Origin of the sequence: Roseivirga pacifica, assembly GCF_900111145.1 — a bacterium.
GTDB classification, from domain to species: Bacteria; Bacteroidota; Bacteroidia; order Cytophagales; family Cyclobacteriaceae; genus Roseivirga; species Roseivirga pacifica.
Genome location: NZ_FOIR01000001.1, coordinates 1,423,696 through 1,447,622, shown reverse-complemented (window position 1 = coordinate 1,447,622; position 23,927 = coordinate 1,423,696). Strand labels below are relative to the sequence as shown.

The window sequence follows — 23,927 nt, the reverse complement described above, 5'->3', positions numbered from 1 at the left end:
TTATTTGAAAGTGTTATGGACAAAAGTTGTGAAGCGATAAGTGAGTGAAGACTCGTCCAACACGGGACAGCCACTGGCTTCATCAATGGAAGGTGCCACGTACGGTTTAGCAGGAATAGCAACTAACTTAGTGAACTGATCATATACATCAGCATTCGACATACTCCCTGCCTGATAACTATACACCAAAGTACCTTGCGAACTATTCACATAAGTGTTTTTGATTCCATCTATACTTTTAATAGCCTTTAAAACTTCTTTTGATTCTGTGTCAGACAATGACTGCTCAAAATCAATTCGGCTCAACTGCCAGTTAACATGGGTATTATCAGAAGGCTTTGTTACTGCAATTATGTGAACAACCAAAACGATAAACAGCGCCAAGAGGGCTCCTAGGCTGTACATCGTAACTTTAATAATCTTTTTCTTTTTCATACAGAGCTTAATAGGTTTTGCTAGACCTACGAAGGCCATGTATCAAGTAGATTTAGAGGAAGTAGAAAGAAGATCTATTTGGAATGATTACAAATAGAAATGTATTAGTTGAATACATGAAGAAGAATTGAAGAGCAGAATAAGACTTCTTCTTCCAAATTCTTAATTACTTTGCCCCTTAAGGTAATTTAGGCATGCCCTCTATGAAAACTTTAGCCCACCATAACACCCAACTGATAAAACAAAAGGCTCAGGCACTTGGCTTTCAGTTTTGTGGTATTTCTAAAGCTGAGTTTTTAGAAGAGGAGGCTCCTCGGCTCGAAGCATGGCTGAAAAGTGGCGCTCATGGCAAAATGAGCTATATGGAAAACCACTTCGATAAGCGGCTCGACCCAACCAAACTAGTGCCGGGAGCCAAGTCGGTAGTTTCTTTGCTCTATAACTACTACCCAGAAAAGGATTTTGCCCAAGAAAACCCTGAAGCACCCAAGCTAGCTAAGTACGCCTATGGCAAAGATTACCACCATGTAATTAAAGAAAAGCTGAAAGAATTTATGTCCATACTCACCGAAGAAATTGGTGAAATTGACGGAAGAGTTTTTGTGGATTCTGCACCTGTTATGGAACGCCAATGGGCAGCAAAAAGCGGACTAGGGTGGCTTGGCAAAAACACCTTGCTAATCAATAAAGGACATGGGAGTTTTTTCTTTTTGGCAGAGCTAATTATTGACCTAGAGCTCGAACCAGACGGCCCGATTAAAGATTATTGCGGTACATGTACCCGCTGTATTGACGCCTGCCCAACCGATGCCATAACCCCATACCATTTAGAGGCGAACAAATGTATCTCCTATCTAACCATTGAGCTGAAGGACGAGCTTCCACAGGAATTTAAAGGTAAAATGGAAGGCTGGGCTTTTGGCTGTGACATCTGCCAAGATGTTTGCCCTTGGAACCGGTTCTCCAAACCACACAACGAAGCTCACTTCGAACCAAAAGACGGGCTTAAAGAACTATTTAACAATAATTGGCAAGATTTAACAGAAGCTGTTTTTAGAGAGGCTTTTCGTCACTCCGCGGTAAAACGCACCAAGTTTAGCGGCCTTAAAAGGAACCTAGAATTTGTCGGAAAAAATTAAAGCCCGTCAGGGAAACGGGCTAGATTAGTAATTTAATTTTCTTTAGGCGAGTACAAACTGCCTGTCGATCAGCGGGCCATAAAGTTGGCCATATCGCTCGTAACACCACTTTTTCAGCTCTTCGAGCTCATCGGTCACTAGCGATTTAATCGCCTTTCTTAACTCTTTTTCAAATAGCTTCCTATCGAAGCTTACCTTCGATAAAATTGTTTTGAAATATTCCAACATGTTAAGAACGTTTTAGGGTTATGAATCTATTTAAAAGAATCGGTCGTTACTTCTATACGAACGTTCCTGTAAAGAGGTTATTCTCTTTTAGAAAATGAATTTATATTTGGTTTCGTTCCCAAAAGCGTTCTGAATTTAATAAAAGTCCATGAGAAAATCCAGTCGAATTTTAGCCTTACTACTGTTAGTTCTTGGCTTTCAACAAGTAAGCTTTGGACAGGAAATATCCATAGAATTAGGTAAGAGCGAAGTAGCCTTAAACGAGCTATTCACCATTACCATTACCGTTCAAAACGAAAACATAAAGAGTTACACCAACTTTCCTGAAATACAAGGTTTTGCCAAAAGAGGAACCTCCTCTTCTAGCAAAACCAATATTATAAATGGACAAATTTCCTCCACCCAAAGCATTATTCAACGTTACTTACCTTTGGAGGAAGGCACCTACACTTTAGACCCATTTAGTATTGATGTAAACGGAACCACGGTTTCGTCTCAGGGCAAAACTGTGAAAATTGTGGCTGCAGTAGACCGCCCACAAAACTCAAGGAGAAGAAGGTTCGACCCATTTGCCGACCCGTTCGATGATTTGTTTGGCGGAAAAGGCAGTAGCGAACCTGAGTTTGTAGATGTAAAGGAAGATGCATTCTTAGCCCTTACGACCGATAAAGACGAAGTTTATGTTGGTGAAGGCTTTACCACTACTTTTGCCTTTTATGTGGCCGATGCCAATCGTGCACCACTACAATTTCATGAAGCTGGCAAACAACTGTCAACGGTTCTGAAAGAGTTAAGACCAGAAAACTGCTGGGAAGAAAACTTTAATATTGAAAACATTTATGGCGAACGCGTAAACCTTGGCGGCAAAACATACACACGCTACAAAATCTATCAAGCCACTTATTATCCATTGAATTTAGAGCCAGTGGTGTTCCCTTCTGTACCATTCGAAATGATCAAATATCGCGTGGCGCGTTCTCCTTCTTTCTTTGGCCGCGACAGACAAGAAGATTTTAAAACCTTCCACACCAAAGAAAAAACCGTGAAGGTAAGACCACTACCTGCTCACCCTTTAAAAGACATGGTGGCTGTTGGCGAGTTTGAATTGGACGAGAAGATTAACAAAATAGAAGTTGAAACGGGTGAAAGTTTCGAGTACTCATTCAACATAATTGGTGAGGGCAACATTTCGGGAATCAACGACCCGATTATTCCTGAGACCAAAGCCATGGACATTTATCCGCCAAACATTAGCCAAGATGTTAACCGAGGCGGTGGCCGTGTAACCGGTGCTAAAAACTACAACTACTTTGGTATACCAAACGAGCCTGGACAGTACGACTTAAAGGACTACTTTAGCTGGGTATACTTCGACCCTGTAAGAGAAAAGTACGACACTTTAAGCGCAACCGTAAAGCTTAATGTAACGGGAGAAAGCAAAAAGAATATCTCTATCTCTTCTACCGATTTGGGCTCTTTTTACGACAAAATAGATGCGACATCAAACGAACTTCGCCCATTAGAAGACGATAATACACCTTTGATAATCGCCAATATCTTAATATTCGCTATGTTAGCGGCTGCCGGATATTTAGTCTTTAAAAAGTAAATGGGAAGTTCTTTCGGAAAACTCTTTAGAATTCACACATACGGTGAATCACACGGGCCTGCACTAGGCGTTATTGTCGATGGTTGCCCTGCTGGGCTGGAAATTGACGAGACATTTATTCAGTCAGAATTAGACAGAAGAAAACCTGGTCAGTCAAAGATTACTACCCAGCGACAAGAGGGCGATACCTTCGAAATTCTTTCAGGTGTTTTTGAAGGAAAATCTACTGGCACACCTATCAGTATTCTCATCAGAAATCAGGATCAGCGAAGCAAAGACTACTCGCACATTGCCGACAAGTACCGCCCTTCGCATGCCGATTATACTTTTCAGGAGAAATATGGCCATAGAGACTACCGTGGTGGCGGGCGCAGTTCTGCTCGCGAAACTGCCGCACGCGTAGCTGCCGGAGCCATTGCCAAGCTCTTCTTAAAACATCATGGCGTAAGTGCTCAAGCTTATGTTTCGCAAGTAGGCGCTTTAAAGCTAGACAAGCCTTATACCGAACTGGACCTGAGTAAAACCGAAGACAACATTGTTCGCTGCCCCGATGCAACCGTGGCCGAACAAATGATTGAATTGATTGATGAAACTCGTAAAAATAGAGACACCATTGGTGGAATTGTTACTGGGGTAATCAAAGGCACACCTGTTGGTTTGGGTGAACCTGTTTTCGATAAGCTGCATGCCGAACTAGGTAAAGCCATGCTGAGCATAAATGCCGTAAAGGGCTTTGAATACGGCAGTGGTTTTGAAGGCGTAAAACTCAATGGCTCAGACCATAATGACGCCTTCTATAAAGATGGCGATAAAGTTAAAACCCGCACCAATCTTTCTGGAGGCATTCAAGGGGGCATATCAAACGGAGAAGACATTTACTTCAATGTAGCCTTCAAACCGGTAGCTACTATAATGAAAGATCAGGAAAGCGTAAATGAAGCCGGAGAGTCAATTACCGTTAGTGGAAAAGGTCGTCACGACCCATGCGTAGTACCGCGCGCAGTGCCTATCGTTGATGCAATGGCAGCTTTGGTAATTGCCGATTATTTGCTAATTAGCAGGTCAAACCGACTTTAAAATTCCAAACTAAATAAATAATGAAGAAGCTTCCTTTGCACGTCAAAATCATGCTAGGACTAGTAGCAGGTGTGATTTGGGCGTTCCTTTCAAGCTCCCTTGGCTGGAATCAGTTCACCATTACATGGATCGATCCATTTGGGCAGATTTTCATTCGCATGTTAAAGTACATTGCGGTTCCGTTGGTGCTGTTCTCCATTATTAGCGGAATCTCCGGCCTTAAAGACATGTCGAAGTTGGGCCGAATGGGAGGCAAAACTTTAAGCTTCTATTTAGTTACTACAGTAATTGCCGTAGGTGTTGGTTTGGCCTTGGTAAACTTGGTAAAGCCAGGAGCGCTTATTGATGAAGAGCAACGCATTAAAAACAGGCTTCAATATGAAAGCTGGGTAGCTGCTACCAATGGCGTTGAGATACTTGATGGCAAAAACTACATGGCCGACCCTCAATACAGCCATTTGTACGAGGCCGAAGAAATGACAGAAGCAGAGAAGAAAATGGTTGCCGAAAAGCAAGCTGCCGCTTCTCAAAACAAAGATGCAGGGCCTTTGAAGTTTATTGTGGATATGGTTCCGCAGAACATCATGCTTTCGCTGAGCAATGATAAACTTATGCTTCAGGTGATCTTCTTCGCTATATTCTTTGGTATTTGTATGGCTAGCCTGCCGCAAGAGAAAGTGGCCGGTTTATCCAACTTTGTGAATGGCGCCAACGAGGTTTTCCTGAAAATGGTAGACTTCGTAATGAAGGCCGCTCCATTCTTCGTTTTCTGTCTTTTGGCTGGTGTAATCGCTAAAATGGCAGACACTCCAGGCGAAGTATTCGAAATATTTAAAGGCCTAGCCTCTTACTCTGTAACACTGGTTGCCGGGCTTCTATTCCTAATTTTTGTTTTCTACCCACTGGTTGTGCGCGCTTTTGTTAAGAGCATGACATATAGAAAATTCTTCCAAAAAATCAGTCCTGCGCAGTTCTTAGCATTTTCAACAAGTTCTAGTGCGGCAACACTTCCTGTAACTATGGAGTGTGTAGAAGATAACTTGGGTGTTTCTAAAAACGTATCGAGTTTTGTACTGCCAATTGGTGCAACCGTAAACATGGATGGCACTAGCCTTTACCAAGCAGTTGCGGTGGTTTTCATGGCGCAGTTGCATATGGTAGACCTTTCATTCACTCAGCAAGCAACCATTGTACTTACAGCTACTTTGGCCTCAATTGGTTCGGCTGCCGTACCTAGTGCCGGCTTAGTTATGATGGTGGTTGTACTTCAGTCTGTTGGCTTGAACCCTGCGTGGATTGCTATCATTTTCCCTGTAGACAGGCCGCTTGACATGCTTCGCACCGTGGTAAATGTAACTGGTGATGCTACCGTTTCTACCTTGGTTGCAAAATCGGAAGGCGAATTGAAGGAAGACTAAGAACTAATCACCTACCTTTGTGGTTTAATATTGGCAAAAGATTAAAGCGCAATGAGAGCAGTTAATATATACATGGAGGCCAATCCTAATCCAAACTCCATGAAGTTTGTAGTGAACTTCATGTTGTTGCAGGATGGCATCAGCTTCGATTACCCCGATAAAGCTTCGGCCAAGGATTCTCCTTTGGCACAACAGTTATTCGATTTGGAAGGTGTAGAACGTGTTTTCTACATGAGCAACTTTATTACCGTAACCAAAAGCGATAGTGTTGAATGGTTAGAAATTCAAGACGCGATAAGGGCGGTAATTAAGCCTTATTTAGAAGATGAGAAACCTTTGCTTCTTGAAGAATTGGACAAAGACCCTCTTTTTGACGAGAACGATTCTGAGGTGGTTAAAAAGATCAAGGGTATTTTGGACGAGTACATTCGCCCAGCAGTTGAGCAAGACGGTGGCGCTATAGGCTTTGCAGCCTTTGAAGATGGCGTGGTAAAAGTAAGCTTACAAGGCTCTTGCAGCGGCTGCCCAGCCTCGGCAGTTACCCTAAAACAAGGCATTGAAAACCTATTGAAAAGGATGCTTCCTGAAGATGTGAAGGAAGTAGTAGCAGAAGGCGTTTAAGCTTAAAATTCAAGCTATAGCATACAGCGTCATTCATAAGCGAAGAAGAACTTTTCTCCTTTTGAATGACGCTTTTCAGTTCATTCTCTTCTTATTCTGCAAATTTTCAAACGATTGCAGGATTATACTTTCATACCACCCAAACATTCTATTTTGAAAACACTATTTTTGAGTGTTTTGAACCATCACTTATGGCTAAAGAGATTAAGAAAATAGGTGTACTTACCTCAGGAGGAGACGCTCCTGGAATGAATGCCGCTGTGCGAGCGGTTGTACGTGCCAGTATTTATTATGGCATTGAAGTTTACGGAATTTACAGAGGTTATGACGGGCTGATTAACGACAAAATGGAAGAGCTCCATGTGCGTTCGGTTTCCAACATTCTGAGCCGTGGCGGTACATTTTTACTATCAGCACGCAGCGAAGCATTTAGAACTAAAGAAGGCCGTGCTAAGGCTTACGAAAACTTTAAAGCACGAGAGCTTGATGCCCTTGTGGTAATTGGTGGTGACGGTTCTTTTACCGGAGCAGATATTTTTAGCCAAGAGTACGATGTGCCGGTAATAGGCATACCTGGAACAATTGATAACGACCTGGCCGGAACAGATTACACCATTGGTTTTGACACGGCCTGTAATACCGCCCGCGAGGCGATAGATAAAATTAGAGATACCGCTTCTTCTCACGACCGCTTATTCTTTATTGAAGTGATGGGGAGAGATGCCGGGTTTATTGCCGTAAACTCAGCCATTGGCGGTGGTGCTGTTGCCATGATCGTGCCTGAGCACAACTGGAGCATCGACCAACTAATAAAGCGCCTGAGAAAAGGTGCTGCCAACCAAAAAGCATCTAACGTAGTAATTATAGCCGAAGGCTGTAAACTGGGAAATGCCTACGATGTAGCAGCTAAAGTAAAAGAGCAACTCGACTACTTCGATATTCGAGTAACAGTTTTAGGACACTTACAGCGTGGTGGCTCCCCTACCACAATGGACCGCGTATTGGCTAGCCGCCTTGGTGTGGCAGCGGTCGAAGGTTTAAGAGATGGTCAGTCGAAAGTAATGGTGGGTGTTATCAACAATAGGATTACTTACACACCTATTGGCGAGGCCATTAAAACAGTAAAAAGACTTGATGATGATGAATTCAGAATCGCTAAGATTCTTTCAATCTAAATCAGAAACACATAACACAAAAAAAGGAGGCCTTGGCCTCCTTTTTAATTTCTATTCTCTTCTTCAGGTTAGTTTCTGCCGATAGCATTTAGCTCGTCAAACGCTCTTTCTAAACGTGTAACGATGCCTTCTTCTGCTTTACGCAACCAAACTCTTGGGTCGTAATATTTCTTGTTCGGAGAATCTTCACCTTCTGGGTTACCAATTTGTCCTTGTAGGTAGTCCTTCTTGTCGTTGTAGTACCCGTGAACACCGTCCCAACAAGCCCACTGAACATCCGTATCAATGTTCATTTTGATTGAACCATAAGAGGTAGCCTCTTTGATCTTTTCTGGCTCAGAACCAGAACCACCGTGGAATACAAAGTAAACCGGCTTGTCTTCAGTACCGTACTTCTCTTTAATATAGTCTTGAGAGTTCTTTAAGATCTCTGGTCTCAATTCTACATTACCTGGTTTGTACACACCGTGTACGTTTCCGAAAGATGCAGCAACAGTAAAGATGTCACCCGCCTGACGCAAAGCGTCCCAAGCCTGAGCAACTTCTTCTGGCTGTGTATACAAACGAGAAGAATCTACATCAGTATTATCAACACCATCTTCTTCACCACCAGTAATACCTAGTTCAATCTCGATACCCATTTCCAGTGGATCCATTTTCTTCAAGTACTCAGTACTAATTGCTATGTTTTCTTCTAAGCTTTCCTCAGAAAGATCGAGCATATGCGTACTGAACAATGGCTGTCCATTCTTTTCGTAGTAGTTTTTACCTGCTGCCAACAAACCATCGATCCATGGAAGCAACTTTTTTGCAGCGTGGTCGGTATGCAAAATTACCGGCACTCCGTAATGCTCTGCCAACAAATGCACGTGCTGCGCACCAGCAATAGCACCTTGGATAGAGGCATTGTAACCATCGTTGCTTAGTGATTTACCAGCATAAAAAGCTGCACCACTCACTGAGAATTGAACTATAACAGGTGAATTAACTTTTTTGGCGGTCTCCAACACAGAGTTTATGGTAGTTGTACCCACCACGTTAACCGCAGGTATCGCAAACTCATTTTCTTTGGCGTAGCTTAGGCAGTCTTTTAGTTCCTGGCCATAAAGCACTCCGCTTCTAAATTTTCCCATGATTATTTTTTTTGATCGATATATAGTGATTGCAAATAAAGTAATTTTTGTAGGTCTAAAGCACCCGAATATCAAGTATTTCGCCCTAAAATACTTAAGGCGCCACAAGTGCGCCATAAGTAAAGTAAACTATAATAGAAATGGAGGAAATTACCGTCAAAACCAGCAACTATTACAGAATGGAGCCTGTTATAGTTAACTGTATCTAATGACGAGTCCAAAGTAGGCATTAATAGCATAATTTTCAACGTACGCGAAAATGCGAGGTATTCAACCAAACAAATGCAAACGTTTGAAACACGCTAAATAAGCCGTTAAAGCAGAATTTAATTTTTTGAAAAAATTTTGCGTTGTATAGTTAAGTCAAAAGATATCAGCATCTTTAAACACCATATTCAATAGAATATTTTATCAGGCAGCATGAAGAAGAGCGGACAGGTAACCATAAAAGACATTGCAAAAGAGCTAAACATCTCTTGCTCAACGGTATCGCGGGCATTAAAGGACTTTCCTGGCATAAGCCCTGCTACTAAAAAGGCAGTAATAGAATTAGCCGACAAATATAACTATAGGCCAAACGCCATTGCGCTAAGCCTTAGAAACCAAAAAACCAATATTATTGGTGTTGTAATCCCTGAAACCGTTCACTTCTTTTTCTCAACAGTAATTAGTGGTATTGAAGATGCTGCAATGAAAGAAGGCTACAACGTAATGATCTGCCAGTCGAACGAGAACTATGACCGCGAAGGCGACTGCATCGATGCGCTAATGAGCGCCAGAGTAGACGGTGTTTTAGTCTGCATTTCAAGAGAGACTTCCGACTTGGCACACTTACAAAAAGTAGTGAACGATGGCACGCCTATGGTGTTTTTCGATAGACTGGTAGAAGGCATGAATGCTTCCAGCGTAATTGTAGATGACTATCAGGGCGCCTACGATGCCGTGGAGCACCTCATTCACCAAAACTGCAAAAACATTGTACACCTGTCTGGCCCAGAAAACCTGATCATTGGCAGAAAGAGAATTGAAGGCTACAGCTCAGCTTTGGAAGACAACAACATGCCGATTAGGCCAGAATACATTGTGGAGTGCCGAAACGGAACCCAAGAGGAAGCCGAAGCAGCCATGGACAAACTTATTGCCTCGGGAATGCCAATAGACGGTGTTTTTGCCAGCAATGACATGGCCGCTATAGGTGCGCTTATGGCCGCACGAAAAGCCGGAATAAAAGTACCCGAGGACATGGCTATTATTGGCTATAGCGACTGGCAGTTCTCTCGTATGGTTGAACCTGCACTTAGCAGTGTTTCGCAACCCGGATATGAGATTGGTAAAGAAGCCGCCAACCTTATGCTTCAAGAAATCAACCAAAAGGAAAAGCAGAAAAGCCAGATCAAAATTTTGGATACAGAGGTGATCGTAAGGGCCTCTTCCAACCGAAATAGTGCCTAATAGGCAGAAATCTTTGCAAACGTTTGTTTCTTCGTTTTCAATCAAAAAACAAGCTTTTTGACTGCATCCTAAGCTTTTCTATCTCATCCAAAAGCTTCAATACCTGCGCTAATTTGAGTAATATAGAATGCCCCTTTTTATAAAGGCTTCTAATTTACTTGTCGATGAACATTCGAAACGAATCTCTAGGCTCATTGAGCAGCCATCAGCAAACCACAAATGGCTTTGCCGGTTTGGCCAATAATGTCAAATTTCAATTCACTGCTTATACTGAAAACATCATTCGTGTACAGTTTAGTAAAGATGACCAGTTTGACGAAAATCCGTTCTCTGTTACATTAAAGCCGCAACAGCCAGCCGTTAAGCTTGAGGAAAACGAGCAGGAACTGCTATTGACCACCTCAGCGGTTAAGCTTGTAGTGCAGAAGCACCCAATGAGGCTCAAATTCATTGATTCGAATAATGAATTACTTAATGAAGATGATGCCGCTTTTGGCGTAAGCTGGTTAGGCCATAAAGTAACCAATTACAAAACACTTGGGACTGACGAAATCTTCCTTGGTCTAGGAGAAAAAGGTGGTGGGCTCAACCGAAGGGGCTCCTCTTTTGACAACTGGAACTCTGATGCCTTTGGCTTTGGCAACGACACCGACCCACTTTATGTATCTACTCCGTTTTATATAGGAGTAAGAGAAGGCAGGCCATACGGCATCTTCTTCGACAATACGCACAAAACACACTTTAACTTTGGCGCTTCGAACAACGACCGCTTTAGCTCATTTAGTGCTGATGCTGGCGACATGAATTACTACTTTATTCAAGGCGATACTGTGGCCGAAGTAATTCAGCATTATGCCAAACTTACCGGCACCATTCAAATGCCACCAAAGTGGAGTTTAGGCTACCAACAATGTCGCTTTAGCTACTACCCTGAGCACGAAATTCATAACGTTGCTCGCACATTTAGAGACAAGAAAATCCCGGCCGATGTAATCTACTTAGATATACATTACATGAAAGACTACATGGCCTTCACCTTTGACGATGAACGCTTCCCCGACCCAAAAGCGCTCATTACCAAGCTAGAAGAGCAAGGCTATAAAGTAGTAATTATTCTCGACCCAGGCATAGCCACCAAGCAAGGGTATAGCACCTATGACAGTGGCGTGGAGCAAGACATTTTTGTAAAATACCCCGATGGTACAAAGTACGAGGCAAGCGTTTGGCCTGGCAATAGTCACTTTACCGATTTCACTTCAAAAAAAGGAAGAGATTGGTGGGCTGATGAATTGAAATTCTACACCGATTTAGGCTTAGAAGGTTTTTGGAACGACATGAACGAACCCGCTTGCTGGGGACAAGATGTGCCCGACTTGGTAGAATTTGATTACGAAGGTCAACAGGTTTCTCACCTTAAGGCAAGGAATGTTTACGGGTTCCAGATGGTGCGTGCTACTTACGAAGGCGCCCGTAAGCAAATAGGCAACAAGCGGCCATTCGCACTAACTAGAGCAGGTTTTTGCGGTGTTCAGCGTTATTCTGCGGTATGGACAGGCGACAATGTAGCTGGCGATGACCACATGCTTTTAGGCGTTCGTCTAGTGAACAGCCTTGGCATGACGGGCATTCCTGTTGGCGGTTATGATGTTGGTGGTTTTGTAGGTGAATGCTCACCGCAACTATTTTCTAGATGGTTAGCTGTAGCCGCCTTTGCACCGTTCTTTAGGGTACACAGCATGGTAAATAGCCGCGATTCGGAACCTTGGGCCTATGGGGAAGAGGTAGAAGAAATTTCGCGTAATTATATAAACCTGCGCTACAAACTGATGCCTTATCTGTACAGCACCTTCTACACGGCACATAAAACAGGGTTACCGATCAATAGATCGTTAGCTGTGGCCTATTACAACGACCGCAACATCTATGGAGGCAATGCACAAAACGCATTTACGCTTGGCGATTGGCTGCTAGTTTGCCCAACCGTGAGCACACAAGAATATGCCGAGATTTACCTACCAAAAGGCAAATGGTACAACTTTTTTACCGATGAGGTTTTTGAGGGAGGGAAACACCATATAGTACATACTAGCATGGAAGATTTGCCTGTTTTTGCCAAAGCAGGCGCCATTGTACCTATGCAAAATGTAACTCAAAACACCCAGCAGGCACACGATGGCGAATTGAAACTTCACGTTTATGCCGGTGAAGAAAATACAGAACAAGTATTCTATGAAGATGACGGTAGTACTTTCGATTTTGAAAAAGGCCAATTCAATGAACGCTTAATTCAACAAAACGGGGCAGAAAAAACCTTAACGATAGGCGCGAGCCAAGGTGAATTCAATACCACTTTCCGTTCGGTAAAAATTTACCTGCATGGCTTCAACGCTACCGAATTCAGTATTAATGGGGCTTCAGCAGATATTCAACGCGAAAACATAAGATTGATCGACCCAATTACGGAATTCGATCCGCTACCGCAGAGAGCAAAAAAGGATTATCTTATTCACTCAATTGCTACCTTAAGTACGGAATTAACTAATAGTGAGATAAAGATTACCTGGAAATGAGAAGTACTTTGAAATCCGTTTTAAGCCTTCTGTTAACTGCTGGGCTTTTGGCTGCTTGTACAGCCGAAAAAAAGGAGGAAAAGAAAGAAGTAACCGTAATTCCTTCGAATGTTAAACACCCCGAATGGAGTAAGGATGCGGTGATTTATGAAGCTAATATTCGCCAGCACACCAGCGAAGGCACTTTTGCGGCTTTTGCGGAAGATATTCCGAGACTCGCAAAAATGGGTATTGACATTCTATGGCTCATGCCTATTCACCCTATTGGCGAAAAAAATAGAAAAGGAACACTCGGTAGTTACTATGCAGTAAAGGACTACAAAGCCATAAACCCTGAATTTGGCACTGAAGAAGACCTAACAAACCTGATTAAAGTAGCTCATGAAAACGACTTGAAAGTAATTATCGATTGGGTGGCCAACCATACGGCATGGGACCATGTTTGGACGGAAACAAACCCTGATTTTTACACACTTACAGAAGACGGGAGTTTTCAGCCCCCGGTAGCCGATTGGGAGGACGTAATTGACCTTAATTACGACAACCAAGAAATGCGTACCGAAATGAAAGACGCCCTGAAGTACTGGGTATCTAAATTTGATATTGATGGCTACCGCTGCGATGTGGCCGAAATGGTGCCAATGGACTTTTGGAACGAAGTTAGAAGCGAGTTAAACCAAATAAAGCCTGTATTTATGTTGGCTGAAGGAGAAGATCCTGAGCTTCACAAAGATGCCTTCGACATGACCTACTCTTGGGAATTGATGCACCTAATGAGAAAAGTAGCTGCTGGTGAAGAATTGCCTGCCGCTATTAAGGCTATGTACGAAAAAGACTTTGCTCGTTATCCGCAGGGTTATTACAAAATGAACATTATTACCAACCACGATGAAAACTCGTGGAATGGCACGGCCGATGAATTCTTTGGGCCAGCGCAAGAAGCCTGGTTTGTATTTACCGCCACTACCTACGGCATGCCACTGGTCTATTCTGGGCAAGAGGCCAATAATAAAAAGCGCTTAGAATTCTTTGAAAAAGATCCGATTGAATGGCCCAAATACAATGAATTCGCTACGCTCTACAATACAATGTTCAGCCTAAAAGCACAAAACCAAGCCCTTTGGAATGGTGAGTTTGGCGGAACGCTTGAATGGATTAGTACAGAAGTAGACGATAAAGTGCTTGCCTTTAAAAGAGTGAAAGACCACAGAACAGTCCTTGTACTTATCAACCTTTCTGGGGAACCTGTTTCATTCAACATAGATAAAAGTTACGAAGCCATGATCCGAGTTTTTGGAGGTGGCGTAGTAAATGTTTCTCAAGAGCAAGAGCTCGCACCTTACCGTTATAAGATTTTTACCAAATAACCGCCTATGTCAAAGAGACCTCGCCTTAGTTTTCTCCAGATCTGGAACATGAGTTTCGGGTTTTTGGGTATTCAAATGGGCTTTGCCCTGCAGAATGCCAACGCCAGCCGAATACTTCAAATATTTGGTGCTGATGTGGAGCATTTATCGCTTTTCTGGATAGTAGCGCCACTTACCGGCATGATTGTTCAGCCTATAATTGGGCACTACAGCGACCGAACCTGGACCAAAATTGGCCGAAGAAGACCATACTTTTTAACCGGAGCCATACTGGCAGCTATTGGGCTTATTTTAATGCCTCGAGCTGACCTGTTCATTGCTTTTCTGCCAGCCCTTTGGGTAGGTGCCGGTTTTCTTATGATTATGGATGCCAGCTTTAATATAGCAATGGAACCATTCCGTGCTTTGGTGGCAGACAAACTTCCATCGGATCAAAGAACTCTTGGTTTCAGCGTACAAACTATTCTTATTGGTATCGGTGCAGTTATAGGCTCATGGCTTCCGTGGGCAATTACTAATTGGTTCAATGTGCCCAATACCGCTGCCGAGGGACAAGTTCCACCAAGTTTGGTTTGGAGTTTTATCTGCGGGGCCATTGTACTGATAATTACAATTCTAATCACCGTTTTCACAACCAAGGAGTACACTCCTGAAGAAACTGCAGCCTTTGAAGAAGAAGATGGTGTGGTGTCTGAACCCGAATCATCAAAAGGGTTTCTTCAGATATTTGACGACATACGAGCCATGCCTGCAACAATGAAGCAACTGGGCTTGGTACAGTTCTTCTCATGGTTTGCGCTATACGGCATGTGGGTATTTTCTACCCCGGCCATTGCTCATCACATTTGGGGCTTGCCTACTAGCGACAATAGCTCTCAAGAGTTTCAGAATGCGGGTGATTGGGTTGGAATTATTTTCGGAGTATACAATTTGGTTTCGGCTATTTACGCATTCTTCCTACCAGCAATTGCTAAAAAAGTAGGCAGAAAACAAACACACGCTATATCCCTTGTGATTGGAGGAATTGGTCTTATCTCCATGTATTTCGCTCCAGATAAATACTGGTTAATTGGGTCGATGGTTTGCGTGGGTATTGCTTGGGCAAGTATTCTGGCCATGCCATACGCTATTTTAGCAGGTTCTATACCAGCCAAAAAAATGGGTATTTACATGGGGCTTTTCAATTTCTTCATTGTGTTTCCTCAAATAACCAATGCTTTTGTGGGTGGCTCAATTATTAAAAACTTTTTTGGCGGCAACCCAATGCTCTCAATCGTTCTTTCCGGAGTGTTTATGATTTTTGCTGCACTTTCGCTCAAAGTTGTAAAAGACGAAGACGACACGATAACCACTTAAAACGAATTCCGAATCCTTAATAAAAAAGCAGCTTTAGGGCTGCTTTTTTCTATCTAGCTATTATCACCTTCTTGGATACAGTTCCATTCTCTAGAACCGCACGTACCAGATATACTCCTTCAGTATAGTTACTTAAGTCTAACTCATTCAATAAGCTAGGTCTTCCCCATACTTGAAGTAACCTCCCTTCTATACTTCTCAACTCTATCAATTTAACATTAGGCAACACTAAATTGTCAACTTCCATGAATACCACATTGGCAGAAGGAGTTGGGTATACATTGAACATATCTTGCAACTCACTAATCTCAATATCAAAACCTGTAACAATCTCTCCTTCTCCACTTAAACTAATCAGTCGAGTGCCTCCACTATATACAATTTCAAGGCTCCCCTCATACAGGATGGCTTCCATAGGTGTAAATGTAACAACTAACCCCAAGGATTCTCCGGGAATAAGAGTGCCCACACTCCAATCTACTTCGAACCCACTAGATGCTATGATGGATTCAATAAGTAGGTCTGCACTCCCAGTATTCTCTATACTTAAAGTCTTTTGGACTTGACTCCCTTCCTCAACTATACCAAAATCTAAAGTTTCCGGAGTTTCACCCAAAACAGCCTCTGGAACGTCTAATATGTTTAGGGTCATTTGCTCTTCATGAAACAAACCCACCTCATCGGTTACTCTAAGTCTAATGCGATATTCATTCTTCGTCTCAAAATCAAATACAGTTTGTGCCAGAAGATTCTCTCCATCGACCTCAAAGAGACTGTTGTCAGCATCTCCTTCACCCTCTACAAGGGTATAAAAATAGGTGTCATCATAATCTGGATCTTCAGAGATGATTTTTGCAAAAACATCCCCAATTTTATTATTCTCGCTCAAAGAATAGGATTCTAAGACTAGAGATGAAGGCTTCTCATTAACATCTAATACGCTTAAGGTCATTTGCTCTTCATGAAACAAACCCACCTCATCGGTTACTCTAAGTCTAATGCGATATTCATTCTTCGTCTCAAAATCGAATACAGTTTGTACCAGAAGATTCTCTCCATCGACCTCAAAGAGACTGTTATCAGCATCTCCTTCACCCTCTACAAGGGTATAAAAATAGGTGTCATCATAATCTGGATCTTCAGAGATGATTTTTGAAAAAACATCCCCAATTTTATTATTCTCGCTCAAAGAATAGGATTCTAAGACTAGAGATAAAGGCTTCTCATTAACATCTAATACGCTTAAGGTCATTTGCTCTTCATGAAACAAGCCCGCCTCATCGGTTACTCTAAGTCTAATGCGATATTCATTCTTCGTCTCAAAATCGAATACAGTTTGTGCCAGAAGATTCTCTCCATCGACCTCAAAGAGACTGTTATCAGCATCTCCTTCACCCTCTACAAGGGTATAAAAATAGGTGTCATCATAATCTGGATCTTCAGAGATGATTTTTGCAAAAACATCCCCAATTTTATTATTCTCGCTCAAAGAATAGGATTCTAAGACTAGAGATAAAGGCTTCTCATTAACATCAGTAATAGAAAGAACAAACTCCTTTTCATAAAATGCACCATCAAGATCTTGGCTTTTTATTCTAACTACTAATTCATCAGTCGTTTCAAAATCAAAAACGGAATTAGCCAAAAGCTCACCCTCTTTTAGAGTTACAAGTTCAGAACCTTCCATGATTGTGTAAGTATGACTACCTCCATCAACATCATCTGTAGTCAGCACTCCAATGACCGTGTTTATTGGTGAGTTCTCAGCTATACCAAGGTTTGAAAGGTTAATATTTGTCGGAGAATCATTTACAGATTCTATGAATAACTTAAACTCGACAGATGCACTTTCATTACCCGATTCGGCAATAATAATTAAATCATCCTCTCCATAGATGTCTTCTTTAGAACTAAAAGTGAGTTTACCCCCTTGGATAGTAACATTAACATTAGTCGCCCCCAAAACAGAATAATTCATACTCTCCAATGAGGTTATGAAAACTTCATCCAATTGAATTTGGAACGCTTCAAAGTCTTCTTTTTTGAAAATGTCAGAAACCGGTTGCACTTGAATGTTTTCCGACTGTATTACTCTTACAACCTCAATATTAAACTCTTGCACAGTTGAGGCCCCTGCATGATCTGTGGCTTTCAAAACAACTCGATGTACTCCAAGCTGCCCCACAGGGTTACCCACTAGCTTTTTATTAGCTGTTATTTTTCGAATTCTGGAGTTTTCTCTAACATAAACATCTCCATTATAGGACATTATTTCTCGAGGATAATTAAACAATGCTTCAATACCATTTCCATCCTTAAATCCACTAAAAAAGTAATTCTTTGAGCCTGCAATAGTTTGAACAACTTGATCTTCCAAATCAATGGTTCTAATAACACTAGGTTGGCTAGAGGAAATGTATAGTTTTCTATCCCTATCGTTAAAAGTAATATCATATGGGCTTCTAAAAACTGCAGAGTCTAATGCACCATCTCTATCATCTAAGACTTCACCACGATACAACTCTTTGTTACCAGCAACAATAGTAATATTCCCTTCGGAGTCGTACTTTTTTATATTGTCATATTCTCCATCTACAATGTAAATATTACTCTTACTGTCCACATCTAGACCTATAATTTTTCCAAGTCCTACTTCTAAACCAGGCCCTTCTAAATTAGAAGAGAAGTTAACCTTACCTGCTAGCGTTGACACCTCTCCATTTGACTTAACAAGCCTTAGCAAATTATAGTCACCGATCAAAATACTATCAGAATTAACGACTTTAATCTCAGTTATCCACTGAAACCTAGCATCTGCTCCTACCCCATCAGCATTCCCATATTCTTGCGATCCGGCAAGCGTAGTTACATTCCCATCAACATCAATTTTCCTAAGCGCTTTTTGATTTTGGTCCACAACATAAATATTACCCAATTCATCAACATCAATACCAGTAACCGTTCTGAAACCAGCTTCCTCAATTGGCCCATCTGTAAAACCTCCAGTAATACTTAAAAAATAGCTAGTATCAAGTGAAGCAACTGAAATGCCGTATGAATTAATTGAGTAAACTGTGCCGTCAGCACCTATAGCTGTCATTCTTGGGTTGTTCAGGTCACTGACTATCTCAGCCTCGTTATTTCCAAAATCTCTATCCCCTGTTATAAGCAAGTCTTGATTTTCAATAGGACCTAAATAAGTTGAAACAGTGTATACAGTATCATCTACCATATCTATCCACTCTGGCAAACTTATAGACTCTAGAGTTACTCCATCTCGCTCTACATCAGAAACATGTATGGGGGCACTATAATTTACTGTGTCTACAATTTGAGCATTAGTTTGAATTTCGAACTCTGGGGCTTCATTTTTTATAATATAGTTCTCCTTATAGTAGACTTTACCATCATAACTGACATCTGATCGACTTACAATACTTCCATCAGATTTAAGGTCAATCGATAATTCCCCCTCTCCAAATGTCCTTACATTCACTACAAAGTGACTACTAAACCGTGATTCAAACCCTTCTATTCTAGCAGAGTCACCGGTAAAATTTATTAAGATATCATCAACATTATTTATTCTAACATCTGTATTAAACAGAACAGAGAACTGAACATAGCTTCTGCGCTGCACCTCCGGTTTACTGTTATATCTTGAAATGGAAGTAATACTTGGTGCTGAACCAGAATAATCACTAATGCCAAACATCCAATCACGCTTTTCTCGCAAGCCTTTAAAATATTGACCTAAACCATCATGAAATGAAGAATCTGGGATTAGGATATAGTAAGCAACTCCGAGGTTTAGACTCTCTCTGAATTCCATCCTATTCTCATCAAAAGAAATTTTATCAGAGTTAACATCGATCTCTTTATAAATACTATCATCCTCGAAACGCCTAATCTGAATTTTTCCCTCATTAGGAATAACCAATTTGTTCCAATAGACACTGAATAGCGTGTTAGAGTTTGCGTTTGAAAAAGTTGAAGGGTTTAGCTGATGTATTTCAGGAGGGTCTGATGGGAATATTCGCACACTATAGTTTTTTTCTCCCTTATATCCCATTGGGTCAACAACCTCTAATTTAAAATACAAATAAGCCTGATTATCTACTATACCCTCAACGAGGTCTTTAGTAAGCAGAACTTTTCTAAGAGTATTATTATTTCTGTCTGCAACATAAAGAGCATTCTCGTAGTAAGCTAACCCTTCAGGCCTATGAAACTTTGCATTATCCCCATCACCATTAACATCACCTATTTCTCCTCCCGAAACTGATACAACCTCACTATCGATTAATTCGAAAACAGCATTTGAAGCACCATGAGTAAAGAAAACTCTATGCCCAACATTGGCTATTCCATAAGGGACAATACTCTCCGAAATTTCTCCTCCCGCGACTGTATTTACTGAATCACCTTCTATCTGTCGTAAAGCTTCATTCCCTATCTCACCAAAATAAATAGTACCTGTTGAATTGTTAAAAGAGATCGTGTTTGGTCGATTCAATAGGACTGAGGTAAGTTCTCCATCTTTATAACCGGCACTACCATTTCCTACCAATGTACTCACAACTCCATCAGTATTGATCTTCCTTATTGCATGATTTCCCTGATCAGCAACATATAAATTCCCCAAAGTATCAATTGTAATACCAGACGGGCCATTAAACCTAGCTTCATCTAGAGAACCATTGGCAAAGCCTGACTCACTCTTCTTACCCGCGTAAATTGATACCTCTCCAGAATAAGAAATTTTACTAATGATATTCCATTCAGAGTCAGCAATATAAATATTGCCGTACTTATCAATGGCTAAATCCTCTGGAGTGCCTTTTAAAGAGGAGTAGTCTACAAGAGAAGTCTTAACCTTGTTAGTAGAAATTTTTGATATTTGACCATTTGCTGCATTAATAACGAAGGCATTTCCAATAGTATCGAAAGCAATTGCTTTTGGTTGGTCAAACAAAGAATTGTCTTGACCATCCATATCAGCATAAACTTCAGTATCGGTAACATAACGAGATGTTAATGTAAGACCCTCCGGCCAGTTCTCCCCCTCGTACACCTCTAGGTCATGTCCATTTCGATCATAAGGATAAACCTGAAACTCAAATTTTTCACCAGCATTTACTTCAAACTGACTTACCCCATTAAATCTTGGAGCATCGTTGTAGAAATAGAATCTTTCATCACTATTATCTACACTCACATTCCCTAGAGCGTTCCCCACAGAATCCTTTATCTCATTATCTTCTTGAATAGATAGGTTAATGTTACCTCTACCACCGTTAATTATTATAGAAATTTTAGCAGCTGCGCTATCAGTTTCATAAAGCACATTCCCTATATCAGCCGAAACAGTTCCGTCCAGATTTAGCTCAAAAGCATCTCGATTAACACCGCTTACCTTCTCTGAAAAGCCTACCTCAAAAACAATCTCCTTGGTAAATCCAGCCCCCTGATTAGGCGAGGTTCTATTGAAGTAATCAATTTCTGGAAGTGTCACATCTTGCACAGATACGCTTATGTTTTGGCTATCCGAAAAACCAGCATTATCTTCAACATTAATAGTTATATCAAAATCACCACTTCTATTGATCGCATTTCCATATAACTCAAAGTCGTAAGTAAGCTTTTTTATTGTATTGTCATCAATTACGTATAACTCACCATTGGGGCCTAAAGCTAGACTTTTTAAATATTCAAATGGATTAGCATCTCTTTCGAAGAGGGTTTTTACATAACCTGACGCACTTACATACCTTAGTACTCCAGCTTCAATAAAAAACATCTCCCCAGCTTCACTTATCTCAATCTCATTTATCCCATAGAAACGCGCTTCAGCTAAATCACCGTCTTTTGATAAATACGCATTAACTGTTCCTCCAATAGTTGTCACCTCTCCTTCGAAACTGACTTTTCTTAAACTTTCGCTTTCTGCAACCACCAAAAAGCCTTCTGGACTTATATCAAGAGCCTGAGGATAAAAAAACTCTGCTTCAGCTCCCCCTCCATCTTTATGCCCTAAAGCTGAACCTGCAAGTGTAGTAACTACCCCATTAACATCAACTTTTCTAATTAGGTAATCGTCTATTAAGTAAAGACTTCCGTCCTCTGCAACAGTTATATCTACTATGTTATTGAAACTAGCTACTCCATTTGTCCCATCTACAATACCTTTTGCCTTACCACCAGCCAATAATTGCTTATCTCCGAATGGACTCACTTTGAAAATTGCTGGCTTATCACCATCTAAAAAACTTGCAGCTATTATATTACCACTATTGTCGAGCGCAGAAATTTCCCCATTAACACTATGATATAAAGGGATTTGAGAAACAATACTTTTGTGTGAAATTTTATTGAAATATGTAGTCCTAATTACATAAAGGTTTCTGTTCTCATCAACCAAAATAGTACTTGGCCTATAAAATTCTGCCGTATCTAAATGTCCACCCTTTGTACCAGGAACACCGCTACCAAGTTGCTCTATTTGCCAGTTAGACTTGAGAATATGTAACCAATCCGGTAACCCCGTAGAGGCAGAAAAATCTAATGTAGCCAAATTTTCATCTACCACTGTAATTGGGTAAGAGTAAATAGTATCATTGATAATGCTAGCATCCTCAACTGATGATGTTATAACCGGAGCTAGGTTATCTGTCTTAAACAATGGCTCTGTATTCAACACCGACTCTTCCTGAATGAGTAGGTTATTGTTAAAATCCGAAATATCATTATTCTCCTTTAACCCTAGAGTAAACTCCCCCGTGCCTACTAAACCATCAACTCTTATATTGAATATAGAGTCGTTGCTTACCTGAACTAGCGGTGCTATCTCATAATTAGTAAGGTCGCCAGTAATGGTAAAGTCTGATGGGTCAATATTTTTTACCTTTTCTGAAAAAACGATTCTGCTGGTAAAGTAATCACCGAACACAGTATCCATATCATTGAACACTTCAAACTCAAGTACTTTGGGTTGATTTTCATCAACAACCTCCACCTCAAACTCATGTAAAGAACTATTTCCAAACTCATCTGTTGCCCGAATACCTACCGGGTATATGCCAGCCTTCGCTCTTGGGTTGCCTGTAAGCTTATGCTTTAATTCCAACTCATGGATTACACCTTCAAAAGGCACATAAATATGATCGTTGTGAAAGTAAAGAGTCCCTCCCCCCGTAATGTTGAAATCCCCTCCTACATCATACCCTTCTCCTGCCAGAGTAGTTACTTTACCCTCAGGACTCACTTTTCTTACAAACCGATTATCGAGTACATATATATTGTTATCCGAATCAATAGTGATTCCCCATGGATATACAAATGATGCCTCAGAGCCTAAACCATCCACTATCTCCCGTGAATTAGAATCACCTCCTGCTAAAGTTGTCACATAACCATCAGGTGTTATTTTTCTAATACTACCAACTCCAAATTCGAGTAAATAGATATTATCGTTATTATCAACACCAAGCTTATATGGGTAATTAAATTTGGCTACATCTCCTGAGCCATCTGTGTTCCCTCCAATATAAGTGCACCACGTTGGCACACCATTTACACCACAATGCTTAATGGAATTCCCAGCAATAGTTACAACCAAACTATCAGGAGTAATCTTTCTTACATAGTATGTATTCATGTCAGAAAAAATCAGGTTGCCTTGGCTGTCATACGCTAAGCCCATTGGGCCTCCGATTTTAGCCTCTGAAAAACCACCATCTTGGTGCCCATACTCACCCTTAAAAAATGTTCTTACTACGCCTTCTCTAGAAACATTTCTAATCGCATTGTTACGTTCATCTGCAACCATCAATGTACTATCTGGAGCAAAAACAATAGCACCTAGCGACTCAAACTTCGCATTTATACCAGTACCATTCTGATACCCTCTCTCAGCTCCTCCCGCTATGGTCTCTATACTCCCATCAACTTTTAAAACCCTAACTGTAGAGCCTTCAGTAAAATATATATTCCCCTCATTGTCTAAAGCAGTACTGGTCATCCGATAAAATGTAGCACTAGAAGCGTCTCCATCTCTTATTTCATCTACATAAGGATTCCCTCTTGTTGACCTAACAGATGCCGTTTTCAAAAACTGAAGCCATTCAGGCAGTTCCATAGTTTGCACAGCAAAGTCATCACCATCTGGATCATTTACCTCTATCAAGTATTTGTAGTAAGAAGTATCCTTCACCACTGTCACAGGAGAGCTTGTGAAAATGGGTGGATTTGAGTTTTGAGACTTTAGATTTGAAGAACCTAAAACCAAAATTATGAAAGCAGCAAGCAAACGTGTGGGCATTGTAAAATCAATCTAAGAAGCAAAAAA

The 23,927-nt window shown here is 41.1% G+C and carries 14 protein-coding genes; 10 read left to right on the top strand and 4 right to left on the bottom strand.

Annotated elements, in window-relative coordinates; genetic code table 11:
- Positions 1-435 (bottom strand): hypothetical protein, encoded by a 435-nt coding sequence (locus tag BMW98_RS06405; protein ID WP_139177434.1) that lies wholly within the window; start codon positions 433-435, stop codon positions 1-3.
- Between the two features lie 203 nt (positions 436-638).
- On the opposite strand from BMW98_RS06405, the gene queG reads away from it, so the two are divergent.
- Positions 639-1,574, top strand: coding sequence for a tRNA epoxyqueuosine(34) reductase QueG (gene queG, locus BMW98_RS06400; RefSeq protein ID WP_420820075.1), 936 nt, complete (start codon positions 639-641; stop codon positions 1,572-1,574).
- 42 nt (positions 1,575-1,616) lie between these two features.
- Here queG and BMW98_RS06395 read toward each other — a convergent pair whose 3' ends face one another.
- Positions 1,617-1,802 (bottom strand): hypothetical protein, encoded by a 186-nt coding sequence (locus tag BMW98_RS06395; RefSeq protein WP_090257681.1) that lies wholly within the window; start codon positions 1,800-1,802, stop codon positions 1,617-1,619.
- 148 nt (positions 1,803-1,950) lie between these two features.
- Between BMW98_RS06395 and BMW98_RS06390 the strand changes: the two genes are divergently transcribed.
- The 5 genes from BMW98_RS06390 to pfkA all read left to right on the top strand — a co-directional run bounded on the left by BMW98_RS06390 (position 1,951) and on the right by pfkA (position 7,702).
- On the top strand, positions 1,951-3,411 hold the full coding sequence (locus tag BMW98_RS06390; RefSeq protein ID WP_090257680.1) for a BatD family protein: 1,461 nt from the start codon (positions 1,951-1,953) through the stop codon (positions 3,409-3,411).
- On the top strand, positions 3,412-4,488 hold the full coding sequence (gene aroC, locus BMW98_RS06385; RefSeq protein ID WP_090257679.1) for a chorismate synthase: 1,077 nt from the start codon (positions 3,412-3,414) through the stop codon (positions 4,486-4,488).
- Positions 4,489-4,538: 50 nt separating this feature from the next.
- Positions 4,539-5,906, top strand: coding sequence for a dicarboxylate/amino acid:cation symporter (locus tag BMW98_RS06380; RefSeq protein ID WP_245733496.1), 1,368 nt, complete (start codon positions 4,539-4,541; stop codon positions 5,904-5,906).
- 51 nt (positions 5,907-5,957) lie between these two features.
- On the top strand, positions 5,958-6,527 hold the full coding sequence (locus BMW98_RS06375; RefSeq protein ID WP_090257677.1) for a NifU family protein: 570 nt from the start codon (positions 5,958-5,960) through the stop codon (positions 6,525-6,527).
- 191 nt (positions 6,528-6,718) lie between these two features.
- A complete protein-coding gene (gene pfkA / locus BMW98_RS06370; RefSeq protein WP_090258232.1) occupies positions 6,719-7,702 on the top strand; it encodes a 6-phosphofructokinase in 984 nt (327 codons plus the stop codon).
- Positions 7,703-7,770: 68 nt separating this feature from the next.
- Here pfkA and fbaA read toward each other — a convergent pair whose 3' ends face one another.
- Positions 7,771-8,835: a class II fructose-bisphosphate aldolase gene (gene fbaA / locus BMW98_RS06365; protein ID WP_090257676.1), complete on the bottom strand. Its 1,065-nt coding sequence runs from the start codon at positions 8,833-8,835 to the stop codon at positions 7,771-7,773.
- Positions 8,836-9,255: 420 nt separating this feature from the next.
- On the opposite strand from fbaA, the gene BMW98_RS06355 reads away from it, so the two are divergent.
- The 4 genes from BMW98_RS06355 (at position 9,256) to BMW98_RS06340 (ending at position 15,580) form a co-directional block, all read left to right on the top strand.
- Positions 9,256-10,287 (top strand): LacI family DNA-binding transcriptional regulator, encoded by a 1,032-nt coding sequence (locus BMW98_RS06355; RefSeq protein WP_090257674.1) that lies wholly within the window; start codon positions 9,256-9,258, stop codon positions 10,285-10,287.
- 164 nt (positions 10,288-10,451) lie between these two features.
- Complete coding sequence (locus BMW98_RS06350) at positions 10,452-12,857, top strand: glycoside hydrolase family 31 protein (RefSeq protein WP_090257673.1); 2,406 nt, start codon at positions 10,452-10,454, stop codon at positions 12,855-12,857.
- Positions 12,854-14,224, top strand: coding sequence for an alpha-amylase family glycosyl hydrolase (locus tag BMW98_RS06345; protein WP_090257672.1), 1,371 nt, complete (start codon positions 12,854-12,856; stop codon positions 14,222-14,224). The genes BMW98_RS06350 and BMW98_RS06345 overlap by 4 nt, the downstream gene beginning before the upstream one ends.
- A gap of 6 nt (positions 14,225-14,230) precedes the next feature.
- A complete protein-coding gene (locus tag BMW98_RS06340; RefSeq protein WP_090257671.1) occupies positions 14,231-15,580 on the top strand; it encodes an MFS transporter in 1,350 nt (449 codons plus the stop codon).
- A gap of 49 nt (positions 15,581-15,629) precedes the next feature.
- Here BMW98_RS06340 and BMW98_RS06335 read toward each other — a convergent pair whose 3' ends face one another.
- Positions 15,630-23,900, bottom strand: coding sequence for a choice-of-anchor D domain-containing protein (locus BMW98_RS06335; protein ID WP_090257670.1), 8,271 nt, complete (start codon positions 23,898-23,900; stop codon positions 15,630-15,632).
- Positions 23,901-23,927: the final 27 nt, after the last annotated feature.